This is a genomic window from Porcibacter vitabionis (genome assembly GCF_046263795.1).
In the GTDB taxonomy this organism is placed as follows: Bacteria; Bacillota; Clostridia; order Lachnospirales; family Lachnospiraceae; genus Lachnocurva.
Map to the genome: position 1 here is coordinate 1 of NZ_JBJYZD010000004.1, position 25,405 is coordinate 25,405.

The 25,405-nt window shown below is 44.5% G+C and carries 22 protein-coding genes; 7 read left to right on the forward strand and 15 right to left on the reverse strand.

What is annotated here, in order from left to right; genetic code table 11:
• Nucleotides 1-375: 375 nt before the first annotated feature.
• The 7 genes from ACKX2L_RS04315 to ACKX2L_RS04345 form a co-directional block, all read right to left on the reverse strand.
• Nucleotides 376-975: a hypothetical protein gene (locus ACKX2L_RS04315; RefSeq protein ID WP_497550389.1), complete on the reverse strand. Its 600-nt coding sequence runs from the start codon at nucleotides 973-975 to the stop codon at nucleotides 376-378.
• A 482-nt stretch (nucleotides 976-1,457) separates the two neighbouring features.
• Nucleotides 1,458-3,302: an RNA/DNA-binding domain-containing protein gene (locus ACKX2L_RS04320; protein WP_497550390.1), complete on the reverse strand. Its 1,845-nt coding sequence runs from the start codon at nucleotides 3,300-3,302 to the stop codon at nucleotides 1,458-1,460.
• 258 nt (nucleotides 3,303-3,560) lie between these two features.
• On the reverse strand, nucleotides 3,561-4,499 hold the full coding sequence (locus ACKX2L_RS04325) for a DUF6788 family protein (protein ID WP_497550391.1): 939 nt from the start codon (nucleotides 4,497-4,499) through the stop codon (nucleotides 3,561-3,563).
• A 407-nt stretch (nucleotides 4,500-4,906) separates the two neighbouring features.
• Nucleotides 4,907-5,161 carry an HTH domain-containing protein gene (locus ACKX2L_RS04330; RefSeq protein ID WP_497550392.1) on the reverse strand — a complete coding sequence of 85 codons (255 nt, stop codon included), beginning with the start codon at nucleotides 5,159-5,161 and terminating at the stop codon, nucleotides 4,907-4,909.
• 77 nt (nucleotides 5,162-5,238) lie between these two features.
• Nucleotides 5,239-5,919: a helix-turn-helix domain-containing protein gene (locus tag ACKX2L_RS04335; RefSeq protein WP_497552693.1), complete on the reverse strand. Its 681-nt coding sequence runs from the start codon at nucleotides 5,917-5,919 to the stop codon at nucleotides 5,239-5,241.
• Between the two features lie 744 nt (nucleotides 5,920-6,663).
• A complete protein-coding gene (locus ACKX2L_RS04340; RefSeq protein WP_497550394.1) occupies nucleotides 6,664-6,978 on the reverse strand; it encodes a type II toxin-antitoxin system RelE/ParE family toxin in 315 nt (104 codons plus the stop codon).
• A complete protein-coding gene (locus ACKX2L_RS04345; RefSeq protein WP_497550395.1) occupies nucleotides 6,968-7,261 on the reverse strand; it encodes a type II toxin-antitoxin system RelB/DinJ family antitoxin in 294 nt (97 codons plus the stop codon). The genes ACKX2L_RS04340 and ACKX2L_RS04345 overlap by 11 nt, the downstream gene beginning before the upstream one ends.
• Nucleotides 7,262-7,405: 144 nt before the next feature.
• Between ACKX2L_RS04345 and ACKX2L_RS04350 the strand changes: the two genes are divergently transcribed.
• Nucleotides 7,406-7,678, forward strand: coding sequence for a hypothetical protein (locus ACKX2L_RS04350; protein ID WP_497552694.1), 273 nt, complete (start codon nucleotides 7,406-7,408; stop codon nucleotides 7,676-7,678).
• A 139-nt stretch (nucleotides 7,679-7,817) separates the two neighbouring features.
• Here the strand turns inward: ACKX2L_RS04350 and ACKX2L_RS04355 are convergent, their stop codons facing one another.
• From ACKX2L_RS04355 to ACKX2L_RS04365, 3 genes are all read right to left on the reverse strand, one after another.
• Complete coding sequence (locus tag ACKX2L_RS04355; RefSeq protein ID WP_497552695.1) at nucleotides 7,818-9,368, reverse strand: nuclease/transposase family protein; 1,551 nt, start codon at nucleotides 9,366-9,368, stop codon at nucleotides 7,818-7,820.
• 3 nt (nucleotides 9,369-9,371) lie between these two features.
• Complete coding sequence (tnpA, locus tag ACKX2L_RS04360) at nucleotides 9,372-9,773, reverse strand: IS200/IS605 family transposase (protein ID WP_497552696.1); 402 nt, start codon at nucleotides 9,771-9,773, stop codon at nucleotides 9,372-9,374.
• A 71-nt stretch (nucleotides 9,774-9,844) separates the two neighbouring features.
• Nucleotides 9,845-10,621 carry a pectinesterase family protein gene (locus ACKX2L_RS04365; protein ID WP_497552697.1) on the reverse strand — a complete coding sequence of 259 codons (777 nt, stop codon included), beginning with the start codon at nucleotides 10,619-10,621 and terminating at the stop codon, nucleotides 9,845-9,847.
• Nucleotides 10,622-10,747: 126 nt separating this feature from the next.
• Here ACKX2L_RS04365 and ACKX2L_RS04370 point away from each other — a divergent pair, with 126 nt between their 5' ends.
• The 4 genes from ACKX2L_RS04370 (at nucleotide 10,748) to ACKX2L_RS04385 (ending at nucleotide 17,054) form a co-directional block, all read left to right on the forward strand.
• Complete coding sequence (locus tag ACKX2L_RS04370) at nucleotides 10,748-11,755, forward strand: LacI family DNA-binding transcriptional regulator (protein WP_497552698.1); 1,008 nt, start codon at nucleotides 10,748-10,750, stop codon at nucleotides 11,753-11,755.
• Nucleotides 11,756-12,434: 679 nt separating this feature from the next.
• Entirely contained in the window at nucleotides 12,435-13,865 is a 1,431-nt protein-coding gene (uxaC, locus tag ACKX2L_RS04375; protein WP_497552699.1) for a glucuronate isomerase, read from the forward strand.
• A gap of 78 nt (nucleotides 13,866-13,943) precedes the next feature.
• Nucleotides 13,944-15,446: a tagaturonate reductase gene (locus ACKX2L_RS04380; protein WP_497552700.1), complete on the forward strand. Its 1,503-nt coding sequence runs from the start codon at nucleotides 13,944-13,946 to the stop codon at nucleotides 15,444-15,446.
• A 111-nt stretch (nucleotides 15,447-15,557) separates the two neighbouring features.
• Nucleotides 15,558-17,054 (forward strand): UxaA family hydrolase, encoded by a 1,497-nt coding sequence (locus ACKX2L_RS04385; protein WP_497552701.1) that lies wholly within the window; start codon nucleotides 15,558-15,560, stop codon nucleotides 17,052-17,054.
• A gap of 271 nt (nucleotides 17,055-17,325) precedes the next feature.
• On the opposite strand, the gene ACKX2L_RS04390 is transcribed toward ACKX2L_RS04385, so the two are convergent.
• Nucleotides 17,326-18,648, reverse strand: a complete 1,323-nt coding sequence (locus tag ACKX2L_RS04390; protein WP_497550563.1) for an MATE family efflux transporter — start codon at nucleotides 18,646-18,648, stop codon at nucleotides 17,326-17,328.
• 464 nt (nucleotides 18,649-19,112) lie between these two features.
• Between ACKX2L_RS04390 and ACKX2L_RS04395 the strand changes: the two genes are divergently transcribed.
• The gene (locus ACKX2L_RS04395) at nucleotides 19,113-19,766 is read left to right on the forward strand and encodes a bifunctional 4-hydroxy-2-oxoglutarate aldolase/2-dehydro-3-deoxy-phosphogluconate aldolase (protein ID WP_497550405.1); all 654 of its coding nucleotides are present in this window, start codon (nucleotides 19,113-19,115) and stop codon (nucleotides 19,764-19,766) included.
• A gap of 150 nt (nucleotides 19,767-19,916) precedes the next feature.
• The gene (locus ACKX2L_RS04400) at nucleotides 19,917-20,783 is read left to right on the forward strand and encodes a gluconate 5-dehydrogenase (protein ID WP_497550406.1); all 867 of its coding nucleotides are present in this window, start codon (nucleotides 19,917-19,919) and stop codon (nucleotides 20,781-20,783) included.
• A 172-nt stretch (nucleotides 20,784-20,955) separates the two neighbouring features.
• Here the strand turns inward: ACKX2L_RS04400 and kduI are convergent, their stop codons facing one another.
• Genes kduI through ACKX2L_RS04420 form a run of 4 tightly spaced genes read right to left on the reverse strand, consistent with a single transcriptional unit; the run spans nucleotide 20,956 to nucleotide 25,403 of the window.
• Nucleotides 20,956-21,822 carry a 5-dehydro-4-deoxy-D-glucuronate isomerase gene (kduI, locus tag ACKX2L_RS04405; RefSeq protein ID WP_497550407.1) on the reverse strand — a complete coding sequence of 289 codons (867 nt, stop codon included), beginning with the start codon at nucleotides 21,820-21,822 and terminating at the stop codon, nucleotides 20,956-20,958.
• A gap of 29 nt (nucleotides 21,823-21,851) precedes the next feature.
• On the reverse strand, nucleotides 21,852-23,414 hold the full coding sequence (locus tag ACKX2L_RS04410; protein WP_497552702.1) for a glycoside hydrolase family 28 protein: 1,563 nt from the start codon (nucleotides 23,412-23,414) through the stop codon (nucleotides 21,852-21,854).
• 1 nt (nucleotide 23,415) lies between these two features.
• A complete protein-coding gene (locus ACKX2L_RS04415) occupies nucleotides 23,416-24,561 on the reverse strand; it encodes a glycoside hydrolase family 88/105 protein (protein WP_497550564.1) in 1,146 nt (381 codons plus the stop codon).
• Between the two features lie 5 nt (nucleotides 24,562-24,566).
• Nucleotides 24,567-25,403 carry a sugar phosphate isomerase/epimerase family protein gene (locus ACKX2L_RS04420; protein ID WP_497550409.1) on the reverse strand — a complete coding sequence of 279 codons (837 nt, stop codon included), beginning with the start codon at nucleotides 25,401-25,403 and terminating at the stop codon, nucleotides 24,567-24,569.
• Between the last annotated feature and the right edge of the window lie 2 nt (nucleotides 25,404-25,405).

Here is a 25,405-nt window from a genome sequence, read left to right on the forward strand (position 1 = left end):
TGATTTGGGCTCTGGAACTCATTGTCAGCCTCCTCACAAGTGAATAGAGTAAAATGCTTACAATCTCACATTTTAGGAGGCTTTCTGTTGGCGGTAAATCCGCCCTTAGATAAATCGCTTACTTTGAAAATGATTCACATAATATCTGGTTTGCTCGTAATTGGTGGAAAAAGCTTTGCAAAATTACGTAAATCACACATTTTTTACTTGACAATCTACACTAATCCTTTTCTACTTGTGCTCCACTGGAGCACAAGTTAACAAACAAAAAAGTCACCTGTAATCAGGCCACTAGTGACTTTTTCAAAAATCCTATACCACCTTTCACGATACTTTGCACCTGAAATCATTTTTAAAATGCGAATATATCCAGACTTACAACCCTTTCAACACCTCAAGCATTTCTCTACGATAATCCTCTTTTCCTATTCTAAATGAATAATGCTTTACCTTCACAATTGTATATTGTCCACGCAGATAAGTTGTTAGTATCTCATAGACCTTATCACCTAACGCAATCAAGACTGGTTTTGTACCAAGGATCTCTATTTCACGATTAAATAATGCAATATTTTCTCTTACAACCTCCGGATGCTCCCTTAAAAAGCGCGACACCTTATTTGAATCCACCTCGGCATGATACTTTATAATATCAGTTATATATCCGCCCCAATAAGGTGTTTCTTGAAGTGCATATCTTAGTTTGTAATCATGTTGTCTTCTATTATCCGTGCTATGAAAATTCCCCCACACACGAATATTCGCAACACCCGTTTTCTGAACGTGCGTGCTAGATGCGTTCAATCCCACAAAAACATAGTTCGGATTCAACACATCTACTATGTCATCCTTTTCAAAAAAAGAAATATCACCCGTTCCAGACTTTACCGTATCAATCTGAGGTGCCCAAACAGCCCAACTTGAGACAGTTCCAAACTCCGCTTTCATTAACTCATATTGTTTTTTACTAATCATTATAATCCCCCCTTGTACATTTTAGCGCACATCCTCTAATGGCTTCCAGCTGTCGTCTGACATATCCTCATGATACTCCGTATTATTTGTTCTGATAGTTTTCCTATTTCTCTAGCTCTATAAAACGGAATACCAGGGGATTGCCAGTCAGATTTATGTACACGTTTTGCAGATACCACATTCGCTATATTTTTTAATCTGACCCACTCCCAGCTATCAGGTATCTCAAACGATACTTCATCAGCAATGGAAACCGGCTCATTTTTACCCACCTTCTCATAAGGAATATTATCTTCACCACGAAAGATGTAAGAAGGATTCTTTTCCTTCTTGATTTTGCCATCTTTAATGAGTTGTTCCTTCTCTTATTCTTTTTATAAGCTCACTTACAGGCTCATCATTAGGGTCTTGTGGCACAAGTTTTCCCTGTACAGCCATCTGCAAGATGGAGTTTTTTTAACTGTTCTGCTGTCATAAAGCCTTCAAGCATTTTCTATTCGATATCTACGGTCTTTTGTTGTACCAAGGCTCACTATCTCCCCAAGTTCAACAAGTTCATTCAATATTTGTCTGGTTCTTGGGCCTTTTAATCCAATCGCCCTGGCAATAGTCTCCGTAGTATACTCCCCTCCATCTTCCATTATGGCCAGAATTTGTTTCTGTCGCTCGGTAAGTTTGCTCATACTATTCGCTGATTTTTTATCCGAATCCGCTGATTTATTCGCTGATTTTTTATCCGAATTCGCTGATTTATTCGCTGATTTGATACTTATTTTCAAATCCTCAGATATTAATGCAGCGAGTTTCCTTGCATTCTCACTGGCAGGTTGTACCATTTTGCTCATTTCAGCGATTCGTGAAACCGCCTCGTACAATCCTGACAAATCCAATTGATTAACAGTCTTCATTGCATTAGAAATAGCACTAGCAACTTCCGTCATATTTGCACGTGCCTCCGGCGATATTCCAAGATTATAGATCGATAAAACATTTCTCATTGCCGTTAGACTTTTTTCAGACACACTCGGCAGACACACGATACTATCCTGTAATTCGTCAACTGACTCTGTCCATGTAGCCAATGTCTTCAGTGTAAGCGTAACTTGATTTAAATGTGTATCTTCATACAAGTTCGGTTCAACCCAGTCTTCCTGTTTCCACGCACTAAGTATTGTTGGAATACCCGAACCAATATTGTCACCAAACCCGATCATACGCAGCATTAACTGCATATTGGGATTTCTTGACTTCGAGTTTCCACCCTTAAATATCTCTTCAACAGAAAGTTTAAGGCTTCCGGGATTTGTAAATATGAACTCATCCTGTTTCTTAATTATCTTAAGCGTCCCCGCATCCAACAAATAATCAGAATGAATGATCATATTAACGAACGCTTCCCTGATTGCCTTATGTATCGGTGTATCGTCAACACGCTGCTGATTATCGAGAACAAACGGTTTTTTCAGGTCAGCCGTTAATTTTGGAGAAACTTTCATAAAGAAATTAAAAAGATTATTCTCCCACGTGCCGTCGTATGTTACCCGATCTCCCCAGCGCATATCGTCCGTAGCATTACTTTCATCTCTATAATCCATCATAAGATTAGAGAATCTTTCCCTAATCGAAACGCCCTTGCCAAACATGAGTAGACCAGCTATAGTAAGTCCCTCAATCTCTTTACTACGATCCTTCTTATACCCTCCAAGCATTGTAAGGAATTGTTTATTATCTTCCTGGTTCCAGACGTGATCCGGATTGTTATTCTGAAACATGGTTCTATAGCGGCTCAACGTTTCAGGATCAACATCTTCCATGTCATAATGTTCCAATACTATGCCATCATTCCCCTCGGATTTCTGATCACGTAACATGGCATTTACTTCATCTTCAGAGGCATGATAGTCACCCTCGTGGTTTCTTTTAAATGTTCCTTTGTATGGATTCCCATTTATAAAAACTGGTCTATTATTATAATCTGCTCGCGGCACATGAATAGAAATAACAGCCAACTCTGTTGAGGGGATCATGACAATCTGAAGATCCTCATCCGTCAGAATATTCTTATTCACCTTTTCACTATTAATTGTATCCCAGAAGTTTTTAACCTGAACCTCATAATTCTTTATACCTTGTATCTGGAACCGTTCCTCAGGCAAATTCTTTTTCTTATCTTCCTTAACGCCAAGAAATATATAGCCACCATTTGTATTGGCAAATGATGAATATGTATCCCATATGGACTTAGAAAGCTTACTGTCAGACTCCTTACACTCAACATCCACCTTTTCACCTTTATTAAGGAGTTCTTTTACATCTGATATATCCATACAAATCCTTTCTGCACCCACACTACTCTGTATCAGTTCCGAAATCAGCCCTGACGGCCCTGACATATAACTTAAGATTAAATGTGCTTCGCCATATGTAATTTTATGTCACATCTCCAAAATCACTGTAATTTTGCTGCCTTGTCACATTTGAGCAAAAACTGCCAGGGTTAAAAGTGGGTTACAAATCCACCTAAAAAATTAATTATTTGAAAAAATTGTCTTGACAAAGGGGTTCACTTTAACTTAAATTCAAATCTACATCTTTTTCCAACAGTTTGTTTTTAGGAATTCACTGATATCTGCAATATCTGCACTTTCATAATAATGAACAAGTTTCTTTTTGAACTCCGGAACATGATTCTCTGGAATCACTATTAATCCAAGACCATGACTAATCATGAAATGATTTGCAAAAATTACAGAAGCGCGTTTATTGCCATCTAAGAACACTTGTGTTCTCATACAATACATACATAATTCAATAGCAATATCTACTTTGTCCTTGTCGCTTCTTAAAATATCATTAATGCTTTCTATCACCTGAGATTCAATAGGCAGTGGCGGGACATACTTCGTGCCTCCGATTGAAACCGGAACCCCGCGTATTCTACCTCCATCATAGGAAAATCCTTCATTAACAAGTTTTGCAATATAACACAATAAATAATAATTACTATCGGCCTGTATAACATCATTATCGAGAATGAATTCCCATGCGTGCTTTAAATTGAGAATCTTCTGCACATCATCGGCAGTCATACCATTAACCGTTCCATTTTCGATTATTTCCTCAGTCTGTGGAAATGTCGTGGCAACTCCCTCTAAAACCGCCTGATCGTAGATATTAGCCTTCATATTTGCTCTAGCGAAATCAAGATTTCGAATCACTTCAGATGATAGTTCACTCTGAGTATAACCATTATCTGCAAGTTCTTTGTCAACTCTGCGGATTTGCTTTTTTAAGCTTCTAGCTTCCTTTGTGCTTCTTAAAAGCATCTGGTATAACTCGTCTGAATACACATCAACGTAAGTGGATGTCAATCTGCCATTCACTCTTTTTCGAATATATAAATACCTTCCACTACTATTTTCCTTCACTTCCGGGGAACCATCGTAGGGAATTAGATTCAAACGAGCCTGATAATCAGCTCTTTCTTGTAGTAGCTGTTGAATCACATTAAAATTACCATCCATTTATAGTTGCCTCCTTTAGGGAACTTTTCTAACAAGATAATATTAGAAAGTTCCCTAAAACGCAATTAATTTTAGGGAACTTTCTAATATTAAATCAGCGCAAAAGTTCCCCAAAACATATAAAATGTGAACTTCCTGAAAAATTAACTCTCGACGGCTCCCTGGGTTATTCCTGAGAGTCATCGGCGGTGAGAAAATCCATGATCTCCTCAAATGATCGGTTGCTATGCTCGATTGCCTGAAGCAGTCCCTTGTTGTGTAACTCATCGCGTTTTTTCACCAGCTGATTGAGCTGCTCGAGTTCAGCTTCGTACTTATCCTTGGCTTTGGAAACGATCAGCTTCTGCTGTTCGATCTTGTCATCGATACGTTGGTGCCTGTCACCAGATATTTGTTAAAAAATGGCATTACCTTCCCTCCAATAGAATCCATTCACCCTTCTTATTTGATTCAATTCTCTTGATTGCGCCCTTTTTTACCATTGACTGTAAAGTTCTCTTGACTGTTGAATCAGAACAGCCAAGTCTTTCAGCCATCTCTTTTCTTGTAAGAGCAGCCTCTTCTCTCAACAATTTAACAATCTGCTTTTCACGTCCGTCTAATTTTATTGGGTCATTTATTGGGTCATTTATTGGGTCATTTATCGGTTCATCTTGACCCAATAAAAATTTTCCACTAATATGCATCTCCCGGTTATGCAATTCATGATGCTCACCCTAGTAAGATTGTATGTTCTCCCCTACAATTCCTCGATTCTTGTTATTTTATTGATATCTATTGTGTGACCAAACATCAATTCCAAATCCTTTTCATTAAACTTTTTAATTACAACATCCAAATAGTCATCATTAGTAAAGTCAAAAAAGCCTTTTAGTGTACCTTCCTTATGTGCAACTTCAAGTATTACATGTTTATCAATAAAATATAATTTACTTATATCTTTTGTTTCAGACTTAGTATTTATCTCTTTTGTTTTTGCGACTGAAACAATATAATTTTTTCCTATCATTCCGGTAACTAACTTATTTTTTTCTTGCTTTTGATAATACAAGAAATTGCTATCTTGTCCTATTATTATCACATCATAAACGCCATCATTCCATCCATTAAGCTCAATTGTACAATTGTATCCTTCATACTCTGGACATGGCAAAATACTTTCGCCCTGCATCTGATTGTCATCCGAAACAATGCCAAGACTAATATCCTTGTTTTCTATATTATCGTTTTCATCAAGAAGACTATCTATACTTATGTTTAATAGTTTGGAAATACCTTTTAAATTTGAAACATCTGGGATTCCTATGTTGTTCTCCCACTTTGCTACAGCTGATCTTGAAATGTTAAGAGCTTCCGCAAATTGTTCCTGTGACAAACCCGAAATGTTCATTGCCGCTTTTAGTTTTTCTCCAAATGTCATGTAAGATGACCTCCTCTAATATTTTTCCAAATCATTTTATGATAAATTGGGGACGTTACACCATACACAGACTGTAACACTCATTGTTACTTTCCGTAACACGACAAATAATAATGTAAAATGAACCGAAAATTATAATTTATCATCGTCGCTTATACTTAAATTCAAAGTGCATTTTTTTAATTCGTATCGCAGCAATTTTAAAAGTTATAAACCAGTTGTAAATTCCTTTCTTACGTCAAATGCTTGAAAACAAAGGATTTCGAGCTATTGGTTAATTGTGAACTTCCTGAAAAATTAACTCTCGACAGCTCCCTGGTTTATTCCTGAGAGTCATCGGCGGTGAGAAAATCCATGATCTCCTCAAATGATCGGTTGCTATGCTCGATTGCCTGAAGCAGTTCCTTGTTGTGTAACTCATCGCGTTTTTTCATCAGCTGATTGAGCTGCTCGAGTTCAGCTTCGTACTTATCCTTGGCTTTGGAAACGACCAGCTTCTGCTGTTCGATCTTGTCATCGATACGTTGGTGCCTGTCACCAGATATTTGTTATTTCTTACCTCCTGGATAAAAAGGAATGAACCCGCCTCTTATTTTAGAATCAGGATATTTTTAAGTGTCGTAATTCAACCCCTGTAATCTTCGGTGTTTTCGCTTTCTGCTCCTATAGACAGCCCGTAGCCAAGTAGTACATCCCGGCATAAAGAAATCCAGCCCCGAAGGACTGGACATCATTCTTCTGTACTTAAAATATCTTATTCTCGTAGTCCTGCAGTTCATGGAATATGTTGTCCACAATGACAGTATCTCCCTCAATTCTGTATAGCAAAAAGTAGTCATGAGATAGGAAATTCATTCTCCGGTAACCAAGCTCTCTAAGCCGCGGATTATCACACAGTTTTAAGCTCCCGGCCACTCTGGAGAGACCGATCTTTGTAGCTTCAAAGTCATTCAGTACATTGGAAGCCGCCTGATCGCTTTTCTTCTCAAGTAAAAGATATCTGATAAACCCATCCAAATCCGCTTCGGCATCGGATGTAATAACAACCTTATATTCCATATTTCTGTCTCATATCGGATATCACATCATCCGCATCTCGTACCATACCCTCTGCCGCATGCTGTCTTGATACTTCAAGTTTTTTAAGTACCTCATCCTCTGTCAATGTCACATATGGATTTACCGTCTTTTTCTTTAATTCAAAAGGAAATCCGTTATTTGCAACGGCCTGGGTAAGAAACATCCTGATAGCGGAAGTCGTATCTGTTCCTAACTCCCTGAACAGGGTGTCGGATTTTGTTTTGAGCTCATCATCAACACGTATCTGTATTGTACTTGACATATCGCACCTCCTCGTTGATTACCACTTGTATTATACTGCTACTTCAATACAAACGCAATGATTTAGCATGCGGTTTTTATGTTGTATAGAATGTATAGATTTTATTACGCCCACAAACACAGTATCACGTTTTAACACATAAGATTGAGCAGAGCCTCTTCCTGGAGCCTGGTGCCGGCAGGCATACGCCGATGTTTATCCATGCGTTTTTTGATACGGCAATCCGGATCCGATTTCTCCGGCGAGCTGGAATCCTTCCCGGGCAGCGAGGACGGCGATGATTTCATTGATGACGGCGGCAGCGGCAATGGTACCCTTTACGAGTGCCGCAAGCTCTGGCCTGGGGTCGGCCAGTACGCCGCATACAATCCCGTTGACATCCTCCCACGACTCAAGTCGTGGGATTCCTTAAGATAAAGTCAACATCACTTATCCTTATAGAATAAGATATAGATGACCGTTTTCAGGTTTTACCGTCTATGCGGATTTCGATACAGAGTATCTAATCTCCAAGGCGGAAGGCTGATGTCTGAACCTTTTGTATGCTCTATGGATCTTAAAAGCCAAAACACTGCTTCATGGATCTATTGCTTTTCTTCATTTCCGATATAAGTTTATCTTGCCGTCTGACAAAACTGTCAAAGGTACTCATGCATTTATCCCTGTCGGGATGTGTGAATGTATCGTCTGTATTAAGTATCAGGAACGCACTATAAAGGTCTCTCTGTACGGTACGTCCATCTATGATCTTGGTTCTCTGCGATAGTGGGGCTTTAGTACAGGTATCCGTACTATGGTCATACTGGCTCGCTTTATAGTCTTTCGTCGCTATCTTTGTTACTGACCCGCCATAAAGTGAGGCTTTCTGTTCCAGCAGATGTATAAATAGTGCCGGTGCCCTGTTGTTTAAGGATCGACCGTATCGTTTTTTGCGCTTGTATTTATGTACATGCCTTACAGAACCGTCTTTCGTTTTTACTTCAGAGATTCTGTCTGAGTGCTCAGTGTTCTTTGACCTCTTTGCCAGAGTCTTATAATCCATATCTTCGATATAAAAGTCTCTGGCATCTTTTAGAAGTTTATTGACCAGCCTGTTGTGTGACTGCTTTATATAATCCGACCGTACACGGTACAGATATTTGAGCCTGTTCCTCCGTCTGATATAAGTCTTTGAGGACTTCCATCTGTCAGGATTGCTTTTGTCTATCGTACCGTCAGGATTGTATTTATCCGGGTTCGAGGATCTTTTTGAAAGATCCATATGATACTGGGTATCTACGATCTCTTTGTTATACTTACCAATATCAGGAGCCAACTCTTCAAGATATACGTCTTCATCTGATACTGCCGCCATGGTGGATACCCCCGGGTCGATACCGCAGGCCTTATTTCCGGCGGTCAGTTTCTTGGGAGCCGGTCCTTTCAGGACGACTACAATATAGTAGTGCCAGCCGTTCGGGAACATCCGGCGTTTGACATCGCAGTAGCTTATATCAGAAGAGAGTGCTTCATACACGTAGTCCATGGATGACTTTTTAGGGCGTTTCACCTTATACGTGTGGCCCATCCATACGGCGGAAAAGGTCTTCGTATCAAACCGCATACCGTTTTTCGTGGATTTCCCGCCTATGGTATCAAAGTCCCTGTATTTTTTGAAGTGTACTGCCTTTCCGTCACCGAAAAGATACTTCTCTGCCGACTGCCATACACGGGTGGCTTCCTTTTGAACCTGCTGTGACGACAGGAGCTTATGATACTGTTTCGCACATTTTTTGATATATGACTGGAAACTGTATTCAGAAAGCCCCATATCCTGCCGGATGTTCTTCATCCTGTCTGACAGGTTTTTCTTATAGGCCGTTTCTGCCTTGGAAAGTTTCTGTTTGACCTTGTGTTTTTTTAGAAATGCGATGTATTCTGTTCTTAGCTGCTGGTAGTCTTTATCATACTTCAGACGTATGAGGAGTTTTTGAGCATGCTTTACCAGTACGTTATGGATATGCGACAGGGCATGGAAGCTTTGGTCTATGAGATAACCTTCGTATGCAGATGTATCAAGTCTTAAGCATACGGTATGCATAGGTTTTGATGTTTTCGTTCCCGTCATAGACTATGACCTCGTTTTCTGTGTCTCCACGTACCATTTGATGGTTTCAGAACTTACATTGCCTGCCGTACTGACAAAGTACGATCTTGTCCACAGGGAAGGCATCTTCTTAAGCTGGGGAAACTCATCCCTTAGTGCATGGGAAGTCGCGCCTTTTATGTATTTCAGGATATCCGGTATGGGTATCTGGGGATAGACACTTACAAACATGTGGACGTGATCAACATGACATTCCATAGTGATGATGTCGATGTTCCTGCGTTTGCACTCCTGCCGTGTGAGTTCTTTAAACCTGTCCTCGACACCTGGTATGTTAAATATCTTTCTGCGGTATCTTGGACAGAATACGAGATGGTAGTTTATAAACGATACTGTTGTAGCTGTTCTTTTATATTGATTTTCCATATGTGTATATTATGCATTCTTTTATACACAAAGTCAAGGGCAAAAAGGAAAAAAGGGCTATCATCCCACGGTTAAAACCGTGGGCTTTCCCGCCCTAAATGTTCTGTAAACCGGGCCTTACCTTCTTTCATGGCATCGGCCCAGTCACACCAAAGGTCCGGATGGATATGCGGCCCCAGCTCACAATGGCTGATTCGAACCATGCCATATTCCCTCCAGGGCCTTGCGATATAGCAGGACCCGTCCGGCAGCCCCTCGACTGCAGTAAAACGACAGTTTTCCGCAAGGAAACCGCATTCCACATGTTCCGGAGTAGACGGGGCAAATATAAACCCTGGCTCCACACTCCGAAACTCGCAATTTGTAAACCTTGCACTTGCTCCCCCAAAGATGAAATCAACACCGCCCTCAATCAAGCAGTTATTGAAGGAAAAGGTCCGATTGGTTCGTGGCAGAAATTGGCCTGGTCCGATAAAACCGTCCTTTTCCCGTTCTTTCTCCGGAAGTGGCGCTAAAAAAAGTGTGTCCTGATGCCCTCTTATGATGCAATTCTCCAGCCTGATATCCTCCCCATCCAGATAAAGAGCGATAGCCTGCCCGACTTCTTTGCCCGGCCCCGCTGTATTTTCAAAAAGACAGTTTCGAAAAGTGATATGATTCCCCTGCACCAGAAGCGAAGCCGTCCGGAAAGTGTGATACGGCCGCCCGTCCTCATGCATGACTCTGGCGGATAAATGGCCGGTAAAACGGCAGTTTTCATATACCTTGCCATCTTCAGACAAAACCACCGATTCTTTTCCAGCTTCAAAAGTTTGCCTGTATTGAAATCCCCCTGTTGTGATATCCATAGAACACCCCTTGATTTTCTGAAAAATACATTTTCCCTTGCTTTTACATGATGTATATAATAATATTGTATTATAGTTTTGTAAGCGCTTTCATTCAATGCTAAAAAATATAAGGCGAGGCCAAACATGAATATCTATGATATTGCAAAACTTTCCGGCGTCTCGATTGCCACAGTATCGAGAGTCATTAATGGCAGCAGCAAGGTAAGCGAGCGAACGAGGCGAAAGGTACTTTCTGTGATTGAAAAAGCAGATTATACACCCAATGTCTTCGCGCAAGGTCTAGGTTTGAACACCATGCATACCATCGGGATCCTGGTCCCGGATATTGCGGATATCTATATGTCGAACGCCGTTTCCATTCTGGAAAAATATCTCTCGGAATACGATTATGACTGTATCCTCTCCTGCTCGACTTTCGATCAAGAGGCAAAGGAAGCCCATGTCCGTATGCTTTTGTCAAAGCATATCGATGGTCTGATCCTTGTTGGTTCCACTTATGCCGGTCATGGCATCGATGACCATGAAACCGATTATATCCGAGAAGCTGCAGAGCAGGTTCCTGTGTTCATTATTAACGGAAAGGTGCACGGTGAGAATGTCTATTCTTCGGTCTCCGAGGACCGGGTTGCAGTTCGTGATGCCACATCCCTTCTGATCAAGGCCGGAAGAAAGAAAATTCTCTTTCTCACTGAATCATCGTCTTACAGTGCTTCGGAAAAGCAAAAAGGTTATGAAGATGCCCTGTCTTCGCACGGACTCCCGGTTTCCGGCGATTTGAAGATCAAGCTCCGTTCGGCTGAACCCCACTATGTCCGTGATATTCTGCTCCAGTACAGCAAACTTACCTTTGATGCCGTTATTACAACCAATGACAGTATTGCTGTCGGTGCAGTCAAATATGCCAATGTCCGCTCTCTCTCCATTCCGGAGGATATCGCGATCATAGGTTATAACAATTCTTCCCTTGCCGTGACTTGCGAGCCGGAAATTACCAGCATTGATGGAAGAAGTGAACAACTTTGTCACGACACCGTCCTCAATCTGATCAACTTATTGAACGGAAAGTCCGAGATCCCGGAGCTTCTATCCGTGCCCAGCCGGCTGATCAAGAGGAATACAACGAACTTTTGATGGCGAAACCAGGGGCAGGCTTTGCCATTATCTTAATATCACTTACTTTTCAAAATTACGATAGTGGACTTCTATGAAACCAAGGCAGACCGGTGCCATTATCTTAATATCACTTGCTTTTCAAAATTACGATAGTGATCTCCTGATTTCACTATCGTAATTTTTTAGTCACTTCATATTACGATAAATAGTGACGAAAACCGGGTAAAATCACTCTCTCACTATCGGGATTTTAAAATTCTATCTGTATTACGATATTTGAACCATGCCCGGCTCCGTTGGATACCCCAAACCCTTAGCAGATGCCCTCAGCTGATCCCCTGAGCAGATACCCTTAGCAAATGCCCTTAGCAGATTCCCTTAGCAGATCCCCTCAGCAGATCCCCTTCGCAGATACCCTTCACAGATACCCTTAGCAGATCCGTCCCCACCCCACCCATTCCATACAATAATATAGCTAAAATGTGTAAGTGCTTTCATTTTTCTATTGACTTGCCAGACTAAAGTGCTATTATTTCTATTGTAAGCGGTTACATTATATGGGCTTTTATATATCCAGGCAAGAAGCGAGGAGAAACAAGTCACATAATCACATGTAATCAGTCACAAAGTCATATGTTGTTACACAAGCATTACATCATCATAAGTAGTCACAGGTAGTTATCAGGAGGTTTTTTACATGAAGCAATTTATGGACAAGGATTTCATGCTCACGACAGAGACTGCAAAGCATCTTTTCCACGATTATTCAGAGCAGCTGCCAATCATCGATTATCACTGCCATATTTCTCCGAGAGAGATCTATGAGGACCGGCGCTACAACAATATCGCTGAGGTCTGGCTCGGCGGAAAGAATCCGGACGGAAGCTATTTCGGCGACCATTACAAATGGAGACTCATGCGGTCCAACGGAGTCCCGGAAAATCTTGTAACGGGAGATGCCGATCCATATGACAAGTTCCTTGCATTTGCAAAAACTCTGGAAATGGCCATCGGAAATCCTATGTACCATTGGAGCAACCTCGAGTTGAAGACTTATTTCGGCATCAACGAACCCCTGACTCCCGAGAATGCCCGGGAAATCTGGGATAAGACCAGTGAGATGCTCCAGAAGGACCCCGACCTGTCCGTCCGCGGCATCATTAAGAAGTCCAATGTTAAATATGTCGGCACTACCGATGATCCTGCCGATTCTCTGGAATGGCATGAGAAGCTGGCTGCCGAGAAGGATCTCGGTTTTCTGGTCTGCCCTTCCTTCCGTCCCGACAAGGCCGTGAATATCCAGAAGAAGGGCTTCCCTGAATACATGGAAAAACTTTCCAAGGCTTCCGGCATTGAAATCAAGACCGCAGCCGATGTCTGCAAGGCCCTGAATAACCGGATCGATTTCTTTAAGAAACATGGCTGCCGGGCAAGCGATCATGGCCTTGACTATGTACCTTTTGAAAAATGCAGCATGGAAGAAGCCAATCGCGTTTTCGAAAAGGCAATGCAGGGCGAAGCTCTCACAAAGAAGGAAATCGACGAGTATCAGACCACCGTTCTTCTCTCTCTTGCCAGAAAATATCATAAGGAAAACATTGTCATGGAGATCCATTACTCCTGCACAAGAGATAACAACCAGAGAATGTACGAACTGGAAGGTCCGGATACCGGCTTTGATATGATTGCCAAGTCCCAGTGCTACAACCAGCTTGCTCAGTTCTTCTCCGAACTCGATCAAACGCAGGAACTTCCGAAGACCATTGTCTTCTCTCTGGACGAAGCGGACTTTAACCAGATCACGACCTGTCTTGGCTGCTTCCAGTCAGAAGAGATCCCCGGAAAAATGCAGCTCGGCGCCGCATGGTGGTTCCTTGACACCAGAGATGGCATGGAAGCGCAGATGAAATCGCTCGCCCGCCTCGGCCTGCTCGGCACCTTTACAGGAATGCTCACAGACTCCAGATCCTTCCTGTCCTATACCAGACATGACTACTTCCGTAGGATCATGTGCAATCTGATCGGCAAATGGGTCGAAGACGGCGAATATCCGAATAACGAAGAGTCACTGAAGAAGATCGTGGAAGGCATCAGCTACTACAATGCCAAGAGATATTTTAATCTCTGATCCTTTTACAAATGTAGAGCGACCCTGAAGAAAGAATTGATTTTAAGAAGAAAGAAAAGGGAATATCAAGGAGGAGAAATGGAACAGTTAAATTATCGTGTTTTGGAAAAGTCCGGTTACAAGGGATACATCCTTCCGAAAGATTCGGCGCCGGTCAAGGTTCTGCAGTTCGGTGAGGGAAACTTCCTTCGTGCCTTTGTGGATTACTGGTTTGATATGTCCAATGAAAAAGCCGGCTGGAACGGCAAAGTAGCTCTGGTGCAGCCGATTGCCAATGGGCTGACCTCCATTATCAACAGCCAGGAAGGACTCTATACCCTCTATCTCCGCGGTTCGGAAAATGGTGAGAAGGTCGATCGAAAGCGTGTCATCTCTGTGGTTGACCGCTGCTACAATCCTTATGAAAGTGCTGACTGGGAAAAGGTCAAGGAAATTGCCAAGAGCCCGGAGCTCGAATACATCGCTTCCAACACAACAGAGGCCGGCATTGTCTATGATCCTTCCGTCAAGAAGGATGATGAGCCGCAGAATTCCTTCCCCGGAAAGCTGACCAGCCTTCTCTATGAGCGTTTCAAGGCAGGTCAGAAGGGTGTCACCATCCTTTCCTGCGAATTGATCGACAATAACGGCAGAGAGTTAAAAAAGTGCGTCCTGCAGCATGCCAAAGACTGGGATCTCGGAGATGATTTCCTGGCCTATATTCAAAATGACAACCTGTTCTGCTCTACCCTGGTAGACCGGATCGTTCCCGGCCGCATTCGCGATGAAAAAGAAAATGCTGCATTGGATGCAGCAAACGGTTATGAGGACTGTCTGAAGGATGTCGGCGAAGTATTCGGCGTCTGGTATATCGAAGGGCCGAAGGAATTGGAAGATCGCCTGCCTTTCAAGAGATCCGGACTCAATGTTCATGTGGTTCCGGAAGTTGCTCCTTATAAGAAACGTAAGGTCAGAATCTTAAATGGTGCGCATACCGGTTTTGTCCTTGGCGCTTATCTGGCCGGTTTTGACATCGTTCGTGACTGCATGCACGATGAGACCGTACATGCTTTCATGAATCAGCTGCTTTTTGATGAGGTCATTCCGATTCTTCCTTTGGACAAGAAAGACTGCGAAGAATTCGCTTCAGCTGTGACTGACCGCTTCAACAATCCTTTTGTAGATCACCAGTTGATGAGCATCTCTCTGAATTCTACATCAAAATGGAAGGCCAGAGACCTGCCCTCTCTTCTGGAATATGTCGATAAATTCGGCAAACTTCCTGAAGCACTCTGCATGGGATTTGCAGCCTACATTGCTTTCTATTCCACCAATCTCCTCCGTCGGGAAGAAGATGGTCTGATTGCAAAGCGGCCCGCAGGAAATGAATATAAGATTCAGGATGACGATTGGGCTCTGGATTTCTACTGGGAGCACAAAGACGCCGACGACAAGACCCTGGTTCATGACGTTCTCACCAATCAGAAGATGTGGGATCAGGATCTGACACAGGTTCCGGGACTGGAAGACAAGGTTCTTTCTGACCTTTCCATCATAAGAAAAGACGGGGCCAAGGCAGCTTATGCTTCTATTTTAAAATAAGGAATTCAATGAAATCAGAGGAAAGGTTCTAAAAACAGATCAGGCATATGCTTCTATTTTGAAAATGCAAAAGAAGCATATGCCTGTCTTGTACAAAACGAGGAAATCACTATGAAACTCATACACATCCATCCCCATGACAATGTTGCCGTTGCCTTGGAGGACATCAAAGAAGGGGAAGAACTAAGCATTGATGGTTTTTCCGTCAAGGTGCTCGAACCCATCCCGCGCGGTCATAAGATTGCGCTGACGGAAATAAAAAAAGACAGTCCTGTCATCAAGTACGGGAATCCTATCGCCCTTGCATCTTGCGATATTTTAAAGGGCAGCTGGGTTCATACAAGGAATGCACACACCGGTCTCTCCGAAGAAGCGGACTATGTCTATGACCACAAGGTCTATGATCTGCCTGTCTATTCCGAAGAAGAAAGGGAAAAGCTGACCTTCCGGGGCTACCGGCGGAAAGACGGCCGTGTCGGCATTCGGAATGAACTATGGATCATCCCAATAGTAGGCTGTGTCAACGGAATTGCCAAACAACTGGTGGAGAACAATCAGGATCTGGTCAAAGATCCTGTGGACGGTCTATATTGCTACCCACATCCCTTCGGCTGCTCACAGCTTGGAGATGACCTGGCCCAGACGAAAAAACTTCTGACGGCGCTCGTCCGCCATCCCAATGCCGGCGGTGTGCTCTGCCTGGGGCTTGGCTGCGAGAATCTGCAGCTTGATATGTTCAAAGAAGAGCTTGGGGAATATGACCCCGACCGGGTGAAATTCCTGATCTGTCAGGATGTCGAGGATGAATTGAAAGAAGGCACCCGGCTGTTACGGGAGCTGGCTTCTTATGCTTCTAAGTTCCATCGGGAGACGCTTCCTGCATCGGAACTTGTTGTCGGTATGAAATGCGGCGGTTCGGACGGTCTGTCCGGCATCACAGCCAATCCTGTTGTCGGCCGTTTCTCTGACCGACTGATCTCCCTTGGCGGTTCGACGGTTCTGACGGAAGTACCCGAGATGTTCGGCGCGGAAAATATTCTTTTCTCCCGCTGCAAGGACAAAGAGACCTTCGACCGGGCGGTCGAGATGGTCAATGACTTCAAGAAGTATTTCACCAGCCACGGCCAGGTCGTATACGAGAATCCTTCGCCGGGCAACAAAAAGGGCGGCATCACAACGCTGGAAGACAAGTCCTGCGGTTGTGTCCAGAAGGGCGGAAGTGCCCAGATCGTCGATGTTCTTCATTATGCGGAGACGGTTACAAAGAAGGGCTTAAACCTCCTGTCCGGTCCCGGAAACGACCTCGTCAGCGCAACCGACCTGACAGCGGCAGGCGCCCATCTGATCCTCTTTACGACCGGCCGCGGAACTCCTTTCGGTGCCCCTGCGCCAACGGTTAAAATATCGACCAATACTGCACTTTTCAAGAAAAAGCAGGATTGGATCGATTTCAATGCCGGAACGGTGGCAGACGGGGAGGAATCCATTGACGAAGCCGGACAGAGGCTTCTCTCCTACGTCCTTCGTGTGGCATCCGGAGAAGAAACGCTGGCAGAAAAGCACGGCTGCCGGGAGATCTCCATCTTTAAGGATGGGGTAGTGCTGTAGGCAAATGATCATAAGCATAATACAGATCAAATGAATAAAATCTGATCGTCTCGGTTTGCTTTTTACGGGTGATCGTAATACAGATGAAATCAAAAAATCCGATCGTGAAAGTTTTTCCACGATCGGATTTTTCTGTTTCTTTTTTTGTCAAGACTCGCTCGCGAGTCTTGCGCGCCGGATTCGGGTCTGCTTCAGCAGACAAATTCCTGTCCGAATCCGTGCGCATCCTCGCGGAGCGTTTAACTCAGTCGGAGCTTGTACTCCGACTGAGTTAAATCACCTCATGCCTGAGCCAGCGCATGGACTTGAATCTCCATTGATAGATGATTCCTCTCACAAACCAATCGGAGAACATTCCGATCCAGACTGCCATAGGTCCCATGCCAAAGACCCGGATCAAAACGGTTGCCAGAATCACACGGCACATCCACATGGTGCAGGAAGATACAATCATTGAGAACTTCACATCTCCGGCTGCCCGCATTCCATAGGCGATAATGAAGGCCGGTGTCCAGATCAGAGGTTTCACAATGGTGATCCAGGTAACCATGTAGAAACACAGTCTTCCGGAGAAAGGCTCCATTCCGCCCAGCCAGATGACAGGCTTTGCCATGGCAAAAATCAGAAGGCAGGAGACGATGATCACATATTCAGAGATATCCATGAGGCGGAGGACATAATACTTCGCCTCTTCTTTCTTTCCGGCTCCAAGAGACTGACCGACGACGGTCATCAGCCCGATCCCGACACCGATCGCGCCGACGCCGTTTACACTTTCCATAATATTGGTCATGGCCTGGGCTGCAATGGATGCCGTTCCAAGCGTCGACACACTCGACTGAATGGCCAGCTTTCCGAACTGAAACATACTGTTTTCAACACCGGATGGAATGCCGATCGACAGGATCTTTCTGATCATCTTCCAGTCCGGTTTCACCAGATAACGACGAATCACGATCTCCTGCCTTGGCAGACGGAGAAAAGCGAAAATGACCAGTGCACAGAAGATACGGGACAAAAGCGTTGAAAGTGCAGCTCCTGCCACGCCCATATGCAGAACGAACATGAAGAAGGCATTTCCGATGATATTCAACCCATTTGAGATTACGGAAACCGTCATCGGAAATCTGCTGTTGCCACCGGCCCGAAAAAAAGCACTGCCCGACTGATAGAGGGCTATAAAAGGAAATGAAATGCTTGTATAAGCAAAGTAGACCAAGGCGTAATACATGACATCATCTTCGACACTTCCGAAGACAAGCGAAAGTATTGGTTTCCTCAAAAGAAAGCAAACCAGTCCTATGGCAAAAGACAGGGCAAAGCAGGAGAACATCACCTGTTCTGCGGCACGGTTTGCATCTTTTCGGTCCTTCCTTCCGATATATTGAGAGCAGATGATGGTTCCGCCGGTCGCAAGTGCGGCAAAGGCCTGGATGACCAGATTGTTGATGGAATCTGAAAGAGAAACTGCAGATACTTCTGCAGAACCCAGCCTCGACACCATCATGGTGTCTGCCATACCCATCAAAGAAGCAAGAAGCTGCTCCACCATGAGAGGAATCAGAAGTTTCCATAGCTTACTTCCCGTAAACATAAGGTGATCCCAGTCAATTTGATCCCGATCGAAGGATCGGGCATATAACTTAACAAAGATTCCCCCGGGTATTTTTTTCTTCTTACCTGTCATTGCAATTCCTGATTTCTATTTCTTCTGTTCTCATTCCTGGATATGAGTGGTTCCCGGCATCGCTGCCCCTCTTCTTTTCTCATTCCTGGATATGAGTGGTTCCTGGCATCGCTGCTCCCCACTATGATCATCCCTTCAATTCTTCCTCACTCCTATTCCCCGGCATGTTTGTAAACACTTACATTTTATCATTAAGCAATTTCAATTGCAAATCTGTTCCCTGCGAAATTCAGTTGACAATTCGGCATTTCATAGTAAAATATGAATTAGAAAGAAAATGTAAACGCTTTCAATATGATACTTACAGTGCCAATGGCACATTTGACACTGTAGTCAACTTGTGAGTTGTGCGTTTCAGAAAGGTTGTTTCTATGTCTAATTCACCAAAACAGCAGGCTGTCTTTGAACAGTTTGCCAAAATCGGCATCATACCGGTCGTCGTACTGAATGATGCATCTGATGCAGTGGAGCTTGGAAAATGCCTGATGCAGGGGCTTCCGGCAGCAGAAGTCACATTCCGGACCGCTGCAGCCGAAGAATCCATCCGCATCATGTCCGAGACCTATCCGGATCTTCTGGTCGGTGCCGGCACCGTTCTCTCAGTCGATCAGGCCAAGAGGGCCATCAATGCAGGAGCCCGGTTCATCGTTTCTCCCGGATTTGACCCGGAAGTCGTTTCCTACTGCTTAGATCATGATATTCCCGTTTGCCCGGGAACGCAATCTCCTTCCGAGATGATAGCAGCCATGAAAATGGGGCTCGACCACGTGAAGTTCTTCCCGGCAGAGCCGTCCGGCGGACTTCCCATGATCAAGGCCATCACTTCTGCCCTGGTTGATCTTCGCATCATGCCAACCGGCGGCATCAATCCATCCAACGTCAGAGATTATCTGCAATGCGAGAAGATCTTCTGTGCCGGTGGCTCCTGGATGGTCAAGGGCGACCTCATCAAGGCGCATGACTGGGACAAGATCACTGCCCTTGTCAAGGAAGCGGCAGCCATTGTCAAAGAAGTCAGAGGATAAAATATAAACCGTTGAAAGGATTGGTTTATATTTCACTCAATTCAATCAAATCGAAGCAGCAGGAAGACATGCGATATCACAGGTTCAAGATCTTGCTGTTCGATTGAAATATTAAGTTTTTTATTCACAATATGAAAACAGGAGGGGAACATGGGAATTATTGACAAATTCAGACTGGACGGAAAAGTAGCTTGGATCACGGGTGCATCCTACGGACTCGGACTTGCCTATGCTGAGGCGATGGCTGAGGTCGGTGCAAAGATCGTATTCAACGATATCAACGAGGATCTGGTCAATCGCGGCCTTTCGGAATACAAGAAAAAGGGCATCGATGCCTATGGTAAGGTTTGCGATGTCACCAAGGAAGATCAGGTCGATGCCTTTGTGAAGGATGTCATCGACAAGTTCGGACACATTGATATCCTGGTGAACAATGCAGGAATTATCAAGAGAATTCCTATGGTTGACATGACCGTAGCACAGTGGGATCAGGTCATCAATGTTGATCTGACAGGACCTTTCATCTGCTCCAAGGCCGTTCTTCCTTACATGATCAAGCAGAAGTCCGGCAAGATCATCAATGCCTGCTCCATGATGTCGGAGCTCGGACGTGAGACTGTCAGTGCATATGCCGCAGCCAAGGGCGGCCTGAAGATGCTGACCAAGAACATCTGCTCCGAATACGGTCAGTATAATATTCAGTGCAACGCGATCGGACCGGGCTATATTGCTACTCCGCAGACAGCTCCTCTTCGTGAGAAGCAGGCAGATGGCTCTATGCATCCTTTTGATCGCTTCATCCGCTCCAAGACACCTGCACAGCGTTGGGGCACTACTGAGGATCTCCAGGGCCTGGCAGTCTTTCTTGCATCTCCTGCTTCTGATTTTATTAACGGACAGGTCGTGTATATTGACGGCGGAATCCTCGCTTATATCGGACAGGATCCTTCTCAGCTGGATGAATCCAAGTTCAAGGATGTCGAGGAAACAGCTGATGTGAAGGTTTTAGACAAGTAAGATCTTAACTTAACACAAGATATCTTAACTTAACATAAGAGGTCTTAACTTAACATAAAAAATCTTAACTTAACATAAGATCTCTTAACTTAACAAAGGGGCGTGTGAAAATCTTCACACGCCCCTTCATTCAAGAGAAACAAACTTATCGTAAGGTACGATATCAATATTCTTATCTCAGGTCTTGCATTCTGACTTCATCCATATCATCGAAGTCCTGATTCTCTCCGACCATTCCCCAAATAAAGGTATAATTCCGGCTTCCGCTTCCTGCATGAATGGACCAGGAAGGAGAAATTACAGCCTGTTCATTTCTTACCACAAGATGTCTGGTCTCCGTCGGCTCTCCCATATAATGCATAACAAAGGCATCTTCCGGCAGATCAAAATAGAGATAGACCTCCATGCGGCGGTCATGTGTATGGCACGGCATGGTATTCCAGACACTACCGGGCTCCAGATGTGTCATTCCCATTTCCAGTTGGCAGGACTCTACCTGGCCGGGAAGAATATACTTATTAATGGTACGATGGTTGGAATCTTCCAGACAGCCCAGTTCTTTCTTATTCTCAGGCTTGATTTCGACATCGTAATCATGCTCTGCTTTCTTGTCCTTCAGAATTCGCTTGGTCGGATAGGTCATGTGAGCCGGACCGCTGCACATATAGAACTTTGCCGGATCCGCTGCATCCAGGCTTTCAAAGACGATATCCTTGGTTCCACGACCGATATACATGCCGTCTCTGGACCCGATCTCGTATACTGTACCGTCAGCAGTGATCTTTCCTGGGCCTCCGATATTGATGATCCCCAGTTCCCTTCTCTCAAGGAAATAGGAAGCGCGAAGCTCATCTCCGGCTTCCAGCCGGAGTGCCTTCTTCACCGGGCAGGCGCCTCCGAAAATAATACGATCGATATGACTGTATACAAGCTTGATCTCATCCTCAAAAAAGATCTTCTCCACCAGGAATTCTTCTCTCAGCCGGTCTGTATCATAATGTTTCTCATCTTTTGGTGAACATGCTGTTCTAAGTTCCATAATATCCTCCTTACTTGAATATTAAAAAGTTACAAATATCTCAGATTTTCGATCTCTTTCTCTATAACTCCGACCATTTCAGGCGCCTTGTCATCGCATCCTTCCACTGTGATATCCAAAAGCCGAACTTTCTCAATATTGTGAAGGACGAAGCTCCGCCCGTTCATATAAGGCACATGGTCGGCCATAATAGCCTGCTCCGGCTGCCGTTCGGACGCCGGTGCAAAAGACGCCCGCATTCCTTTCACATCAATACAGGCAATTTTCTGTTCCGGCAGCCCATCAGCTGTCACCAGACTCCCATGGACATCTTTACAATCAATATTCGACAGGCAGATCCTTCCGATGACCGGCGTTCCCTCATCAACCGGGAACTCCTCCAGAGACTGGACATATTCACTATGCCCGTCCGGATCACAGCAATAGAACATATTCACGGTTAAGGGCATATGAACCTGATCCATCCGGATGTTTTCGAAATACAGGCCATCGAGCAGTGATTCCTTTCCCCTGCCTCGTCTGGACTTGATGCGAACTCCCCGATCCGTTCCCTGGAAAATGCATCGACTGACATGGACATCTACAACTCCGCCGGCGATCTCCGAACCAACCGTGACAGCGCCGTGGCCGTTCTCCAAAAGGCAGTTTCGGATCTCGATCTTTTTTGTTCGTTTCAAATGATTCTTTGCCATATAGAGTTTTCCGCTCTTAATGGCAATGCAGTCATCTCCGACAGAGATATCGGTTCCGAGAACCAGGACATCCTCACAGCTTTCCGGATCAAATCCGTCTGTATTGGGCGACTGGTAGGGATTCTTTATCTTCAAATTATAGAAAGCCAGATGATTCGAATAATAAGGATGAAGGGTCCAGCTCGGTGACATGGTTAAGGTCAGGCCCTGCATACGGATATTGGAGCATCGGCAGAAATATACGAGATTGGGTCGCCAGGCGCCTTCCTTTTCCTTAGGATTTTGCCACCAATCACCGTTTTGGGCGCAGCCATTGATGGTACCTTCTCCTATGATATCTATGTCTTCGCAATCAATCGCAGTAATCAGAGATCCAAACATGGAAAGGGGGTTCCCCTCCCAGGAGCCGAAATTCACTTCCTGTGATTCATCTGTGGATGACGTCATACCGGTCAGAATCGGATATTTCTTCCTGTCTGTAAGTCCCAGAAGCTCAGCACCTTTTTCAAGATAGAGCGTCATATGGCTTTTCAAGAAAAGCGGGCCCGATCTATATTTCCCAGCCGGGATATAAACCGTACCGTCCTTAGGACAGGAAAGAATGGCTGCCTGAAGGAAGGGGGTATCCTCCTTTACGCCATCTCCCACGGCACCGAATTCCCGGACATCCAATAAAAAGCTCTCCGGTTTTGTGGTAAAGGTCTTCGATTCTCCGTCAATGGTAAGGGTATACTCCCGATCCGGAAGAAGGCCGTAAATGGAAAAGACATTTGTCTCTGCCTTCATACATTCCCGGCCGTCTAATTCGACTGTCACAGGCTTTGGCGGTTTGAAAATTTCCTCGTTCAGAAGTTCGATTGTTACGCTGCGTCGGAAAACCGCACTGATTTCATATCTCATATCATTTTTTCCTCCGCAGGAGTTCCGTATAGGCCAGAAGGAAGGGAGCCGTTCCTTTTGCATCATTTTTTACAACCGGTTCACTGAGATAATAGGCAATGGATCCGTCGCGGTGATCCTTTCCTCCGAGACCTGCAACAAGACAGATGCCATCAAGTCCTATGGTATGATCCGGATTTTTAATCAGCTTCTTTCGAATCAGGCCTTCCATGGCTTTCTCTCCGATTGCGGCATAGCGTTCCGGCAGGATGCCAAGGCGAACCGCCTTCAAAACACCATAAGCAATCAAAGCCGAGCCAGACGTCTCCTCATAATTTCCTTCCAGATCGGGAAGATTTACGATCTGGTAGAAGAGTCCGTCTTTGTCCTGCCATTTGGCAAGCGAATCTACAAGATTCTGCAGCATGGTTCCCAGATATCTTTTTTCATAATAAAGCTGCTCGTCAAAAAGCTCCGCTGCATCTGTCAGCGCGCATACAAACCAGCCGAGAGAACGAAGCCAGAAGTTCCTGCTGCAGCCCGTCTTGGGATCTGCCCAATACATTTGTCTCGATTCATCAAAGCCATGATAGTAGAGACCGGTCTTCGGATCCTTCATATACTTCTCGACATTCTGAAACTGGCGGAAAGAATCCACACAAAATCTCATCTTGTCAAAGCGGTTCTCATACTCGATATAAAAGGGCTGGGCCATATATAAACCATCCAGCCAGACCTGATTGGGGTAGATCTCCTTATGCCAGAAATTTCCGGACGCCGTCCTCGGCTGGATCTTCAGTTGATAGCGGATCGTATCCATGGCCTTTCTGTACTTTTCCTTGCCTGTATAACGATAGAGAGGAAACAGAGACCGGCCCATGTTAATATTATCGAGATTTTTCTCCTCGGGATCATAGGTCCGGATCGAACCGTCATCCAAAACAAACCAATCCACAAAGGAATCGCAAGCTTTCAGATACTTCTCATCACCGGTACTCTCATAGAGAGAGATCTCCGCTGTCATCATGCATCCGTCAATGTAATTCCAATGATTGGGCTTGTGGCTCCTTATCATTTCCATATTCCACAGAGGAGCCTCTGCTGTAGAATTCGATATCAGATAGTCTATAAAGCGGTCGATATCGTTTGTTTTTCCTTCAGTAACCATAGTATTCACGCCAGAGTATACTCCCTCTCAATGAATTTTCTGCATTCCTCTGCATTTTCAGGCTTGGTATTTTCAAGCGTGGCTTGAATATAAGGCTTTTCTTCCTTCAGATATTTCAGGATCCCTCTGTAATTCATTTCTCCCTGGCCACATCCGACTGCCAAAAGCTGTCCGTCTTTTCGAATAAAATCTTTGAGATGGACCACTGCGATATCCGGACCCAATAGGTCCATGGCTTCTTCAAAGACTTCTTCTGCGTGGTCTATATTGTGCATGTCCAGTAGATTGACCGGATCGAAAATGATCTGGAGGTTTGGGGATGCAATGGAGTCGAGAACGATCCGTGCCTTTCTTGGTGTGCTTACAATATGTTTTGCTACCGGTTCGATCGCTAAGATCTGTCCCAGATGCTCCGCATCCCGGACAACCGGCCGTAAGTTCGAGATAAAAAGGTCGAGTGCTGCCTGGGTATGACAGCTTTCATCACAGGTATAGGTCTCATTCGGCGCACCCGTCTCTGTTCCCACCACATCGCATCCGATCATGGATGCGAAACGAAGGTGAGCCCGATAGGTATCCTGTATCTCAGTAAGTTGCGCTCGATTGGTATTTGCAAGATTTAAATAGCATCCGAGAACTGCCAGATCCAGTCCTGCCTCATTCAGCTGTTTCCTCATCCAGGCAGCGTAGCCCGGAGTCAAAGTTTCCTTCTTGGAAGGCAGCCCTTTTGTCTTCGTCAGTGCCATATGGATACAGGAAAAGCCCTGTCTTTTTACTGTTTTCAGCCTTTCTTCAAAAGGCAAATCTTCACTGTCATGAAGTCTGAGTCCTGTCTCAAGCATGG

Coding starts and splice junctions, on each gene's coding strand:
- ACKX2L_RS04315 (WP_497550389.1), bottom strand. CDS start 975: ATGATTAGTAAAAAACAATATGAGTTAATGAAAGCGGAGTTTGGAACT.
- ACKX2L_RS04320 (WP_497550390.1), bottom strand. CDS start 3,302: ATGGATATATCAGATGTAAAAGAACTCCTTAATAAAGGTGAAAAGGTG.
- ACKX2L_RS04325 (WP_497550391.1), bottom strand. CDS start 4,499: ATGGATGGTAATTTTAATGTGATTCAACAGCTACTACAAGAAAGAGCT.
- ACKX2L_RS04335 (WP_497552693.1), bottom strand. CDS start 5,919: ATGACATTTGGAGAAAAACTAAAAGCGGCAATGAACATTTCGGGTTTG.
- ACKX2L_RS04340 (WP_497550394.1), bottom strand. CDS start 6,978: ATGGAATATAAGGTTGTTATTACATCCGATGCCGAAGCGGATTTGGAT.
- ACKX2L_RS04345 (WP_497550395.1), bottom strand. CDS start 7,261: ATGTCAAGTACAATACAGATACGTGTTGATGATGAGCTCAAAACAAAA.
- ACKX2L_RS04355 (WP_497552695.1), bottom strand. CDS start 9,368: ATGACGGGAACGAAAACATCAAAACCTATGCATACCGTATGCTTAAGA.
- tnpA (WP_497552696.1), bottom strand. CDS start 9,773: ATGGAAAATCAATATAAAAGAACAGCTACAACAGTATCGTTTATAAAC.
- ACKX2L_RS04365 (WP_497552697.1), bottom strand. CDS start 10,621: ATGGATATCACAACAGGGGGATTTCAATACAGGCAAACTTTTGAAGCT.
- ACKX2L_RS04370 (WP_497552698.1), top strand. CDS start 10,748: ATGAATATCTATGATATTGCAAAACTTTCCGGCGTCTCGATTGCCACA.
- uxaC (WP_497552699.1), top strand. CDS start 12,435: ATGAAGCAATTTATGGACAAGGATTTCATGCTCACGACAGAGACTGCA.
- ACKX2L_RS04380 (WP_497552700.1), top strand. CDS start 13,944: ATGGAACAGTTAAATTATCGTGTTTTGGAAAAGTCCGGTTACAAGGGA.
- ACKX2L_RS04385 (WP_497552701.1), top strand. CDS start 15,558: ATGAAACTCATACACATCCATCCCCATGACAATGTTGCCGTTGCCTTG.
- ACKX2L_RS04390 (WP_497550563.1), bottom strand. CDS start 18,648: ATGTTTACGGGAAGTAAGCTATGGAAACTTCTGATTCCTCTCATGGTG.
- ACKX2L_RS04395 (WP_497550405.1), top strand. CDS start 19,113: ATGTCTAATTCACCAAAACAGCAGGCTGTCTTTGAACAGTTTGCCAAA.
- ACKX2L_RS04400 (WP_497550406.1), top strand. CDS start 19,917: ATGGGAATTATTGACAAATTCAGACTGGACGGAAAAGTAGCTTGGATC.
- kduI (WP_497550407.1), bottom strand. CDS start 21,822: ATGGAACTTAGAACAGCATGTTCACCAAAAGATGAGAAACATTATGAT.
- ACKX2L_RS04410 (WP_497552702.1), bottom strand. CDS start 23,414: ATGAGATATGAAATCAGTGCGGTTTTCCGACGCAGCGTAACAATCGAA.
- ACKX2L_RS04415 (WP_497550564.1), bottom strand. CDS start 24,561: ATGGTTACTGAAGGAAAAACAAACGATATCGACCGCTTTATAGACTAT.
- ACKX2L_RS04420 (WP_497550409.1), bottom strand. CDS start 25,403: ATGCTTGAGACAGGACTCAGACTTCATGACAGTGAAGATTTGCCTTTT.